General features: G+C 67.3%; 9 protein-coding genes. 3 read left to right on the forward strand and 6 right to left on the reverse strand.

Annotated features, from left to right (window positions below; all coding sequences use genetic code 11):
* The first annotated feature begins 1010 nt into the window (after positions 1-1010).
* Together AC2ITM_RS11650 and AC2ITM_RS11655 are read left to right on the forward strand one after the other, a co-directional pair.
* On the forward strand, positions 1011-1988 hold the full coding sequence (locus AC2ITM_RS11650; RefSeq protein ID WP_486466814.1) for an NAD(P)H-dependent flavin oxidoreductase: 978 nt from the start codon (positions 1011-1013) through the stop codon (positions 1986-1988).
* Between the two features lie 197 nt (positions 1989-2185).
* Positions 2186-2818 (forward strand): TetR/AcrR family transcriptional regulator, encoded by a 633-nt coding sequence (locus AC2ITM_RS11655; protein WP_486466815.1) that lies wholly within the window; start codon positions 2186-2188, stop codon positions 2816-2818.
* A gap of 163 nt (positions 2819-2981) precedes the next feature.
* Here the strand turns inward: AC2ITM_RS11655 and AC2ITM_RS11660 are convergent, their stop codons facing one another.
* The 3 genes from AC2ITM_RS11660 to AC2ITM_RS11670 form a co-directional block, all read right to left on the reverse strand.
* Positions 2982-4208 carry an aminopeptidase P family protein gene (locus AC2ITM_RS11660; protein ID WP_486466816.1) on the reverse strand — a complete coding sequence of 409 codons (1227 nt, stop codon included), beginning with the start codon at positions 4206-4208 and terminating at the stop codon, positions 2982-2984.
* A 220-nt stretch (positions 4209-4428) separates the two neighbouring features.
* A complete protein-coding gene (gene bfr, locus AC2ITM_RS11665) occupies positions 4429-4914 on the reverse strand; it encodes a bacterioferritin (protein WP_486466817.1) in 486 nt (161 codons plus the stop codon).
* A 173-nt stretch (positions 4915-5087) separates the two neighbouring features.
* Positions 5088-5342, reverse strand: coding sequence for a (2Fe-2S)-binding protein (locus tag AC2ITM_RS11670; RefSeq protein WP_486466818.1), 255 nt, complete (start codon positions 5340-5342; stop codon positions 5088-5090).
* Between the two features lie 303 nt (positions 5343-5645).
* Here AC2ITM_RS11670 and AC2ITM_RS11675 point away from each other — a divergent pair, with 303 nt between their 5' ends.
* Positions 5646-7682 (forward strand): oxidoreductase, encoded by a 2037-nt coding sequence (locus AC2ITM_RS11675; protein WP_486466819.1) that lies wholly within the window; start codon positions 5646-5648, stop codon positions 7680-7682.
* A 142-nt stretch (positions 7683-7824) separates the two neighbouring features.
* Here AC2ITM_RS11675 and AC2ITM_RS11680 read toward each other — a convergent pair whose 3' ends face one another.
* Genes AC2ITM_RS11680 through fdhF form a run of 3 tightly spaced genes read right to left on the reverse strand, consistent with a single transcriptional unit; the run spans position 7825 to position 11741 of the window.
* Complete coding sequence (locus AC2ITM_RS11680) at positions 7825-8043, reverse strand: formate dehydrogenase subunit delta (protein WP_486466820.1); 219 nt, start codon at positions 8041-8043, stop codon at positions 7825-7827.
* A gap of 5 nt (positions 8044-8048) precedes the next feature.
* On the reverse strand, positions 8049-8861 hold the full coding sequence (gene fdhD, locus AC2ITM_RS11685; protein WP_486466821.1) for a formate dehydrogenase accessory sulfurtransferase FdhD: 813 nt from the start codon (positions 8859-8861) through the stop codon (positions 8049-8051).
* 3 nt (positions 8862-8864) lie between these two features.
* Positions 8865-11741 (reverse strand): formate dehydrogenase subunit alpha, encoded by a 2877-nt coding sequence (fdhF, locus tag AC2ITM_RS11690; RefSeq protein ID WP_486466822.1) that lies wholly within the window; start codon positions 11739-11741, stop codon positions 8865-8867.
* Positions 11742-11761: the final 20 nt, after the last annotated feature.

The raw sequence follows: 11761 nt of genomic DNA on the forward strand, positions 1-11761 counted from the left end.
TGTGGCCGCCCGGACAATGGCACGAAACTGCCCCGACAGATCGGGCCACTGCGGGACGGACACCCGATCCATGTCCGTCAGACCGGCGGGCCCGGACACCGCGTCTCCCAGACGATCATCTTGCGCCAGATCGTGTCCGGGCCCTCTGGTTGCCCTGACGCGACCATTGCGCCGGATGCCGGATGGGCATGCTCGGCTTCGCGCGCGTTCAGGGATCGTCAGATGGCAGCGGTGCGTCTCACAAACCCCGACCGCAAGCCGTCGCGACGATTTCCCCGCTGCACCCGGGACGAATTCGACCGCGCGACTGCCGCCCCAATCCGTGCATTCAACGCGCCAGATCCGCGCCGACACCCAAATTTCGCCTCAACAACCTCCAGGCCGCCACGCATGCCTTCGCCGTCATCGGCCCTGCCATTCTCCTTCCGGCACTATGGACCAGAGACCCGGGCCCGGCATCAAAGGCGAAACCGGCCAATGCACCGGGGCCCGGTCGGTGCATACGGACGTCCGCGCCCGCAAGCGCCCACCGCAGCGCCGTGACGGCCGCCCCCCGATCCAGCCGGGGCCGCCCCGTCTCAACGGCCAGATCGCACCCGGACCAGAGGCATTCTGGCTGGCGCCGGGCCTGCACGAGCCCGCACAGGACGGCCGTTTGCCGAAGGACGGCACATGCCCCATCGGCAGCATCCGCACGACAGCCCGCGCAGCCCGGCGGCCCGTGATCGGGAAAAGGACCGGGGCCGCCCATACCCTCGACAGGGCGTTCATTGCACCCGAAGACATATGGCCATGGCATAGCCCCAATTGCACCGAAGTCCCGTGGGTCCCCCGATTTACCCTCAGCAGATCAAGACCCCCGGTTCCCTGTCATCTGGCGGGAAATACTCCGGGGGAGTCTCCGAAGGAGACGGGGGCAGCGCCCCCTTGCCCCCTCTGACGCAACGAAGCGGGTGACTTCGGAGCGCAAAAATGGCACATCTCCCCGACGTCAACCGAAGGAGACCGCCATGACCCTTCCCGCCGTCCTGAGCCATCTCCGCCTGCCCCTGATCGGCAGTCCGCTGTTTCTCGTCTCTGGCCCCGAGCTGGTCATCGCCCAGTGCAAGGCCGGGATCGTCGGGGCCTTTCCCGCGCTCAATGCCCGCGAGGCGCCGGGCGAGCCGGTCGAACTGGACCGCTGGCTGACCCGCATCCGCGAGGAGCTGGACCGTCACAACCAGGCCCATCCCGACCATCCCGCAGCCCCCTTCGCGGTGAACCAGATCGTGCACCGCTCGAACGCCCGGCTGGATCGGGACGTCGAAATCTGCGCCCGTCACGAGGTACCGGTCTGGATCACCTCGCTGGGGGCCCGCGAGGAGGTGAACGAAGCCGCCCATGCCGCAGGTGGGATCGTCCTGCACGACGTGATCAATGACCGTTTCGCCCGCAAGGCCATCGCCAAGGGGGCCGACGGGCTGATCGCGGTGGCGGCGGGCGCCGGGGGCCATGCCGGAGCGCAGTCTCCCTTTGCGCTGATCCAGGAGATCCGCGCCTGGTTCGAGGGGCCCTTGTTCCTGTCGGGCGCCATCGCGCGGGGGGAAAGCCTGCTGGCGGCGCTCGCGCTTGGGGCGGATGGGGGCTATGCCGGGTCGGTCTTCATCGCCACCGAGGAGGCCCGGGCCGAGGACAGCTATAAACGGATGATCCTTGAATGCGGCGCCGAGGATATCCTGTCGTCGGATGCCTTCACCGGGGTGATGGGTAATTATCTGCGGCCCTCGGTGCTGAGGGCGGGGCTGGATCCGGAGCGGCTGGCGCGGGGCGAGGCGATGGATTTCGGCCAGGACCGGCCGCGCACCTGGTCAGAGATCTGGGGATCGGGCCAGGGGATCGGCGCGGTGAAGGAGATCCGGCCCGCGGCCGAGGTCGTCGACCGGCTGGAGGCCGAGTTCCGTGCCGCCCGGGTGCGGCTGGCGCAGCTTTCGGGGGTCACGGCGGGCTGAGGAAGGGGGCTCTGCCCCCGTCCCCTGCGGGGACTCCCCCGGAGTATTTACGGCCAGATGACGGGGAACGCGTCGTGATCGGTTCGGCGGTGGGCCGCGCGGCTGTCTGACCGGTCGGAACCTGGGCCGTGGCGACAGGGTTTTCCCTGCAAGCCCGGGCACCCCTGCCCGACCGATTGCAGAAAGAGGACGACCCCATGGCCAACTGGAATGGCGAAGTCGCCACCCGCGAGGAACTGCGCGAACAAAAACGCCGTGCCGCGCTGCGCGTGGCGGCGAAACTTTTCAACGAACGCGGCTACCATGCCGCATCGCTGGACGAGATCGCCGAGCAGATCGGCGTCACCAAGACGGCGCTTTACTACTACTTCCGCAACAAGGAGGAGCTGCTGGCGGATTGCCTGTCGCTGACCCTGGGCTGTGGCGAGGCAGCACGTGCCGAGGCAGAGGCCTCGGGCGGGGCGGCTTCGGCCCGGTTCCGCCGATTCTTCGAGCATTTCATGGCCCGTGCCGCAACCGAGGCCGGTGTCTTCCTGTCCCGTCCCAACATCAGCGCCCTGCCCGCACGGGGGCAGGCCGAGGTCACGGCCCGCAAGGCCGCGCTGGAGGCCTATGTCACCAGCCTGCTGGAAAGCGCCATGGACGAGGGCAGCCTGCGGCGAATGGATCCGGCCGCTACATCATGGTTCCTGACCGGAGCGGTGAACTGGGTCATCGCCTATGATCAGGAATTCGACGGCGCCGACAGCGCCGCAGTGGCCCAGCGGCTGATGGATACCGTGCTTCATGGCCTGACAGCCCAGCCCACCGCCGGACGGCTGGCGGGCTAGGCTCAGGGCTCAGGGCTCAGGGCTCAGGGCTCAGGGCTCAGGGCTCAGGGCTCAGGGCTCAGGGCTCAGGGCTCAGGGCTCAGGGCTCAGGGCTCAGGGCTCAGGGCTCAGGGCTCAGGGCTCAGGGCTCAGGGCTCAGGGCTCAGGGCTCAGGGCTCAGGGCTCAGAGGATGTTGGCGTCGGGACCGTAGGGGAAGTGCGTGATGTTGGTCGCGCCCGTCTCGCCCACGACGAGGATGTCGTGCTCGCGGTAGCCGCCGGCCCCTGGCTGGCCCTCGGGGATCCAGAGCATCGGCTCCATCGAGACGACCATGCCGGGTTCCAGCACCGTGTCGATGTCCTCGCGCAGCTCCAGCCCGGCCTCGCGGCCGTAGTAATGGCTGAGCAGGCCAAAGCTGTGGCCGTAGCCGAAGCTGCGGTACTGCAGCAGGTCCTGATCCGACAGGACGCGGTTCAGTTCGTCGCAGATCTGCGCGCAGGAGATGCCCGGGCGGATCAGCGACAGGCCCAGTTCATGCACCGCCACATTGGCCTGCCAGACCTTCAGCGAAGCCGCATCGGGTTCACCCAGAAACAGCGTGCGTTCCAGCGCGGTGTAATAGCCCGAAATCATCGGAAAGCAGTTCAGCGACAGGATGTCGCCCGGCTGCAACGCCCGGGTGGTGACGGGGTTGTGGGCGCCATCGGTGTTCAGCCCCGACTGGAACCAGACCCAGGTGTCGCGCAGTTCGCTGTCGGGATGGGCGCGGGCGATCTCTTGCTCCATGGCGTCGCGGCCGGCGATGGCGATGTCGATCTCGCGGGCGCCCTCGCGGATCGCATCGCGGATCGCGGCGCCGCCCAGATCGGCGATGCGGGCGCCTTCGGTGATCAGGGCGATCTCTTCCGCCGACTTGACCATGCGGGCGGCCATGACGGGGGCGGCGATGTCGACGACCTCGGGCGCCGCCAGGAAGTCCGACAGGCGTGCGCGCTGGTGCAGGGTCATGTGGTCGCCCTCGATCCCGATGCGGCGCTGGCCCGCCAGCAGGTCGCGCAGCGCGCGCCAGTAGTTGTCGCGTGCCCAGTCGGTGTAGATGACGTTCTCGGCCACCGAGCGCCGCCAGGGCTGGCCCGCGTCGATATTGGCCGAGACCGTGGTGCAGATCCGGTCGGTCACCACCAGCGCATAGGGCCGCCCGAAGCTGCAGTAGAGAAAGCCGGAATAGTAGGCGATGTTGTGCATCGAGGTGAACAGCACCGCCGGCACATCGGCCGCGGCCATCATCGCGCGCAGCGCGGCAAGGCGGCGGTCATATTCGGCGGCGCTGAACGGCAGCGGCGCCTTGTCGCCATTGTGGCAGGTGAAGGTGGCAAGCCGGGTATCAGGCCGGGTGTCATACTGGGCCATGGTCGTATCCTCGTCCGAAGCCGGGCGAAGACGTCAGCACCCGGCATGACGTCCGGGCGTGCAGGACAGCGATCGCCCGTTCGGGCGATGTGCTCCGGTGAAATGCGATCGACGCCATCGTCGCCCGGGCACGTCCCTGATCTAGCGCGCCATGCCGCGCCGATCAATGTCCGCGTGCAGGCAGGGCGGCGCCATCGACCGCCCTGCCCGAAATCCGCGCTTACTCGGCCTCGTCCGCCGAAGAGGCGTTCAGCATGCCATAGTTCTGCTCGCCGATGGTGCCATAGAGGTCCAGCTGCGTTTCCAGGAAGTCGATATGGCCTTCCTCGTCGCCCAGCAGTTCATCGAACAGCTCCTTCGAGATATAGTCGCCGATCTCGGCGCAATATTCGCGGGCTTCCTTGTAGAGCTTCCAGGCATCGTGTTCCGCCGCCAGGTCGGCCTCGAGGGTTTCCTTGAGGTTTTCGCCGATGCGCAGCGCGTCCAGCTTTTGCAGGTTTGGATGGCCCTCCAGGAAGATGATGCGCTGGATCAGCTTGTCGGCGTGGTGCATCTCCTCGATGCTTTCCTCGCGGGATTTCTTGGCGATCTTTCCGAACCCCCAATCTTCCTGCAGCCGGAAGTGCAGCCAGTACTGGCTGACCGCCGTCAGTTCACTGCGCAGGGCTGCGTTGAGGTACTCGATGACCTTCGCGTCGCCTTTCATCGGATCTCTCCTTGTCCGTCGCGCACCGCGGTGCGCCGAATTTCCCGTGACAGGAGGTTAGCCCGAAGGCACGCGGTGTCAGCAAGATAAAACACCGCAGGCGGCGTTTTTCACCACGACGGGGCCCCCGCGATTGGGCAGGCGGCCCCTGGCAGGCCCGGATCAAACCCCGATCAGGCCCCCGCACCCAGCCGGCGCTGCTGGCGGCGGTCGCGCAGGTTGCGCAGCGTCTCGGGCACTTCGAACTTGTCCGAGCGGCACATCGTCTCGACGAAAAGCGGCAGGCAGCCGCCGCAATCGGCCTTCTTGCCAAGCGCGCGGTAGATCTTGCCGGGGGTGATGATGGTGTCGGGGTCGGCGGATCGCATCCAGTCGATCGCGGCATGGATGTCGCGATCGGTGATCGACATGCAGTGACAGACCATCATGAGCGCGCCCCTTCCGTCCTTCGATCCAGCCAGGCTGCGGCGACACCGGGCCCATGCGCCCTGCCGCTGCGTCCGGTCTTTTCTGACTGATTTACTCGGACACGTCAATCCCGAGCATTTCCATCAGGCATGAATCCCCCGCAGCGCCCGAAAACCGGGCAGCGCGGGCGGGCGATCTTGCCGGGCCATCGGTGCTTTGCGACGCCTTGCCCCCCGGAAGCGACGCGGGGTCAGCAAGCCCCTTGGCAGGGCGCGCAGGGCCGGTGTCTGCTGCGGCCGACGACCGAATGCCAAGAGGCCACCATGTCCGCCGATCCGCTTTTGCAGCCGTTCCAGCTGAAACACCTGACGCTGAAGAACCGGCTGATGACCTCCAGCCACGAACCCGCCTACCCCGAGGACGGCATGCCGAAAGAGCGCTACCGCGCCTACCATGCCGAACGCGCCCGGGGCGGCCTGGCCCTGACGATGACCGCGGGATCCGCGATCGTGTCGCGCGACAGCCCCGCCGCCTTCAACAACGTTGTGGCCTGGAAGGACGAGGTCGTGCCCTGGATGAAGGCGCTGGCGGACGACTGCCACGACCATGGCTGCGCGGTGATGATCCAGCTGACCCACCTGGGCTGGCGGACCCGCTGGGACACCGGCGACTGGCTGCCCACCATCGCGCCCGGTCCCGCCCGCGAACCCGCCCACCGCGCCTATCCCAAGGTGGCCGAAGACCACGACCTGGCCCGCATCATCCGCGACTATGCCGATGCGGCGGAACGGATGCAGCAGGCGGGCCTCGACGGGATCGAGCTTGAGGCCTACGGCCATCTCCTCGATGCCTTCTGGTCGGCCGAACTGAACCAGCTGGAAGCGCCCTGGAACGGCGATCTGACCGCCCGGATGCGCTTCCCCGAGGCGGTGCTGCAGGCGATCCGCGACCGCACGGGCCCCGATTTCATCGTCGGCATCCGCTTTACCGCCGATGATTACCACGCCAACAGCATCACCGTGGATGACGGGCTGACGGTGGCAAAGACGCTGCGCGACAAGGGGCTGGTGGATTTCCTGAACGTGATCCGCGGCCGCATCGACACCGATGCGGATCTGGTCGACGTGATCCCCGTACAGGGCATGCGCTCGGCCCCGCATCTGGACTTCGCCGGCCGCATCCGCACCGAAGTAGGCCTGCCCACCTTCCACGCCGCCCGCATCCAGGATGTCGCCACCGCCCGCCATGCCATCGCCGAAGGGCGCCTCGACATGGTCGGCATGACCCGCGCCCATATGGCCGATCCCCATATCGTGCAAAAGATCATCGCGGGCCAGGAACACACCATCCGCCCCTGCGTCGGCGCCACCTACTGCCTCGACCGGATCTATGCCGGCGGCGAGGCCCTGTGCATCCACAACCCCTCGACGGGGCGTGAACTGTCGCAACCGCATCTGATCGCCCCCTCCGACACGCCGAAGAAGGTGGTCATCGTCGGCGCCGGTCCCGCAGGCCTCGAGGCCGCCCGGGTCGCCGCCCTGCGCGGACATGACACGACCGTCTTCGAAGCCGCCGCCAATCCCGGCGGTCAGGTGGCCCTTGCCGCCCAGGACAAGCGCCGGGCCGAACTGATGGGCATCATCGACTGGCGGATGGAGCGCTGCACCGAAGCCGGCGTCACCTTCCGCTTCGACACCTATGCCGAAGCCCCCGAGATCCTGCCCCTGGATCCCGATGTCGTGCTGATTGCCACCGGCGGGCTGCCCTCGACCGCCCTGCGCGGCCCGGGCGAAGACCTGGCCCTCTCCCCCTGGGACATCCTGTCGGGCGACGTGAAACCGGAAGGCCGCATCCTCGTCTATGACGAAGCGGGCGATCACGCCGGCATCCAGGCCGCCGAAATGCTCGCCACCCGCGGCGCCCAGGTCGAGCTCATGAGCCCCGACCGCACCGTCGTCCCCGAGGTCATGGGGATGAACCTCACCCCCTACATGCGCGCGCTGCAGGCCCATGGCGCCACCTTCACCATCGCCCACAGGCTCCTCTCGCTGCGCCGCACCGGCAATGGGCTGAGCGCCCGCATCGGCACCGACTACTCCTCCCTGACCGAGGACCGCCCCTACGACCACGTCCTCGTCAACCACGGCACCCGCCCCCTGGACGAGGTCTATTTCGACCTCAAGCCCCTCTCCCGCAACCTGGGCGCGCTCGACCACGAAGCCCTCCTTGCCGGCCGCGCCCCCTTCCCCGACACCAACCCCGAAGGCGCCTTCCACCTCGCCCGGCTGGGCGACGCGGTCTCCTCGCGCAACATCCATGCCGCGATCTACGAGGCCCTCCGCCTCACCCGCCTGATCTGAAGGATACCCGCCCCTTTCATCTTTCCCCAAATATGCATGTCACCCGACCTGCCAGGGGCAAAACCAAAGGGGCGGCTCACCCCGGCCGCCCCTTTCATCTTTCCCAAAATACCGCAAAAACCGCCCGCGACCCCGCCCCCGATCAGCCGACCGGCGGCGCCACCAGCTCTGCTGCCTCCCGCACCAGCGGATCGAACCCCGGAACGTCCTCGGCCACCATCTGCAGGAACTGCGCCCGCATCCGGGGCTCCCAGAAATCGTTCAGATGCGCCGCGACCTTCGCCGCCTGCCCGCCGCCCGGCTGGCTGCGGAAAAAGGTGGCGATCTGGTTGGCCATCAGGATCAGCTTCTCAGGCGACATGGCGTTCAGGCAACTTCGGCCCCTCCGGTCAGGATGCGTTCGGGATGGGTGTACAGATCAAAGCCCCCGCCGCGCGCGAACCCCGCCAGCGTCAGCCCCGCGGCCTGGCCCTGGCGCACCGCATGGGCCGTCGGCGCCGAGACCGCGACGATCACCCGGGCCCCCACCATGGCGGCCTTCTGCACCAGCTCGACCGACAGCCGGCTGGTCATCACGAAGCCCCCCGACGCCGGGTCGATACCGGCCGTCACCAGCGCCCCGATCAGCTTGTCGAGCGCATTGTGCCGGCCCACGTCCTCGCGCGCCATCACCAGCCCCTGCCCCGGCACCAGGAACCCCGCCGCATGGACGGCGCGCGTCAGGTCATGCAGCGGCTGCCTGCCCCGCAGATCCTCGGCCGCCCGGGCGATCTCTTCTGCCGCAAAGACCGGCCCGCCCTGCAGCACCGGCAGCACCCGCGTCGCCTCGGACAGGCTGTCGATGCCGCACAGCCCGCAGCCCACCGGCCCCGCCATCGCCCGCCGCCGGGTCTTCAGCGCATTGCCGGTGCCCGGCACCAGCCAGAACCGCGCCTCGGTGCCCGTCTCATGCTCAACGATCTCGAAATCACGCACCTCGCCCGGCCCCGCGATGATTCCCTCGGTCAGGGAAAACCCCAGCGCGAAATCCGCGATATCCTGGGGCGAGCACATCATCACCGCCTGGGTCGAGCCATCATAGACCAGCGCCACGGGCCATTCCTCGGGCAGGGATCGGGTCACGTCCCGCACCCCCTCGCCCACGGCCCATCCGGGCAGGCTCTGAACCGGTTTCGCCATCCTTCACTCCGCCGCTGGCAGGATCCGGCGGGCGCGTCCGGCCTGGGCGGCATAGTCCCGCTGCCAGTCCGAAGGCCCGTTCGACAGGGCCACCTGCACCGCCGTCACCTTGTATTCTGGACAGTTGGTCGCCCAGTCCGAGAAATCCGTCGTGATCACATTGGCCTGCGTATCAGGATGGTGGAAGGTCGTATAGACCACCCCCGGGCTGACCCGATCCGTGATCTTCGCCCGAAGCGAGGTTTCCCCCGACCGCGACGCCAGCCGCACCCAATCGCCGTCCTTCAGCCCGCGCAGTTCCGCATCATGGGGGTGGATCTCCAGCCGGTCCTCCTCGTGCCAGCGGGAATTTTCCGTTCGCCGGGTCTGCGCCCCGACGTTATATTGCGACAGGATCCGCCCGGTGGTCAGCAACAGCGGAAAGCGCGGCCCGGTCTTTTCATCGGTGGCGACATATTCCGTCACGATGAACCGTCCCTTGCCGCGCACGAAGCCGTCGACATGCATCAGCGGCGTGCCCTCGGGATGCGCCGCATTGCAGGGCCATTGCACGCTGCCTTTTTCCTCCAGCAGGTCATAGCTGACCCCGGCGAACGAAGGCGTCGTCAGGGCGATTTCCGCCATGATCTGCGCGGGATGGGTATAGTGCCATTCGGCCCCCATGGCATTGGCCAGCATCTGCGTCACCTCCCAGTCGGCATGGCCGTTCAGCGGCTTCATCACCTCGCGCACGCGGTTGATGCGCCGCTCGGCATTGGTGAAGGTGCCCTCCTTCTCCAGGAAGCTGGACCCGGGCAGGAACACATGGGCGTAATTCGCCGTCTCGTTCAGGAACAGGTCATGGACGATCACGCATTCCATCGCCTTCAGCCCGGCGGCCACATGTTTCGTGTCGGGATCGGATTGCAGAATGTCCTCTCCCTGGCAGTACAGCCCCTTGAACGTCCCCTCGACCGCCGCGTCCAGCATGTTGGGGATGCGCAGGCCGGGTTCCGGGTCGATCGCGACCCCCCAGGCCTTTTCGAAGATCGCGCGAACCTCGGGCCCCTTCACATGGCGATAACCGGGCAGCTCATGCGGGAAGGAGCCCATGTCGCAGGACCCCTGAACGTTGTTCTGCCCACGCAGCGGGTTCACCCCCACACCCTTGCGGCCCACATTGCCGGTCAGCATGGCCAGGTTCGCAATCCCCATCACGGTGGTGGACCCTTGCGAATGTTCGGTCACGCCCAGCCCATAATAGATCGCCGCATTGCCCCCGGTGGCATAAAGACGCGCGGCGGCCCGCAGATCCGCAGGCGCCACGCCGGTCAGCATCTGCACCGCCTCGGGGCTGTGGCGCGGATCAGAGATGAACTCGGCATAGGCCAGGTATTCGTCCCAGTCGCAGCGTTCGCGGATATAGGCCAGATCGGCCAAACCTTCGGTGACGATGACATGGGCCATGGCACTGACCACGGCGACGTTGGTGCCGGGCCGCAACGCCAGGTGATGGCTGGCCGCCACATGGGCCGATTTCACCAGGTCGATGCGGCGCGGATCGACGACGATCAGCTTCGCCCCCTCGCGCAACCGCTTCTTCATCCGGCTGCCAAAGACCGGATGCGCATCAGTCGGGTTGGCGCCGATCACCAGGATCACGTCGCTGTCCTGAACCGAGTCGAAATCCTGCGTCCCCGCCGAAGTCCCGAACGTCTGCCCCAGCCCGTAACCGGTCGGCGAATGACAGACCCGCGCACAGGTATCGGTGTTGTTGTTGCCAAACACCGCCCGCGCCAGCTTCTGCACCAGATAGGTTTCCTCGTTGGTGCAGCGGCTGGAGGTAATCACCCCGATGCTGCGCCGCCCGTACCTGTCCTGCAATCCCCGCATCCTGCCGGCGGCAAAGGCCAGCGCCTCGGCCCAGCCGACCTCGCGCCAGGGCTGATCGATGCTGTCACGGATCATCGGACGGGTGATGCGGTCGCGGTGCCGGGCATAGCCATAGGCAAAGCGCCCCTTCACGCAGGAATGGCCGCGGTTCGCCTGCCCATGCTTCCAGGGCACCATGCGCACCAGCTGATCCCCCTGCAACTCTGCCGTGAAGGAACAACCGACCCCGCAATAGGCGCAGGTCGTCACCACCGACCGCGTCGGCGTGCCCATCTCGATCACGCTCTTCTCCTGCAGGGTCGCTGTCGGACAGGCCTGCACGCAGGCCCCGCAGCTGACGCAATCGGACGCCATGAAATCCACGCCCCCCACTGACACGCGGCTTTCAAATCCCCGCCCCTCGATGGTCAGCGCAAAGGTCCCCTGCACCTCCTCACAGGCCCGCACACAGCGGTTGCAGACGATGCACTTGGCCGGATCATAGGTGAAATAGGGATTGCTGTCGTCCTTCGCGCGCCATTCCGGGTTCACCGCGCCCGAACTGTCCCGCACCTCGAAATGGTTCGCCCCCTTGCCATACCGCACATCGCGCAGCCCCACGGCTCCCGCCATATCCTGCAATTCGCAATCGCCATTCGCCGCACAGGTCAGACAGTCCAGCGGGTGATCCGAGATATAAAGCTCCATCACCCCGCGCCGAACCTTCCGGACCTTCTCGGACTGCGTATGCACCACCATCCCCGCCGCCACCGGCGTCGTGCAGGACGCAGGCATCCCCCGCCGCCCCTCGATCTCCACCACGCACAGCCGGCAGGACCCGAAGGCCTCCAGGTTGTCCGAGGCACACAGCTTCGGGATCGACAGCCCCGCCTCGGCGGCCGCCCGCAACACCGAAGTCCCCTCCGGCACCGTCACGGCAACCCCGTCGATGGTCAGCCGCACCGGCTTGCCCGACCGCGCGGGCGTGCCCATGTCCCGGTCATCCCGGGGAATGATGAAATCCTTCACGGCAACACCCTCCGCCCCAT

This window comes from Pseudooceanicola sp. NS-SX9 (assembly GCF_057380705.1).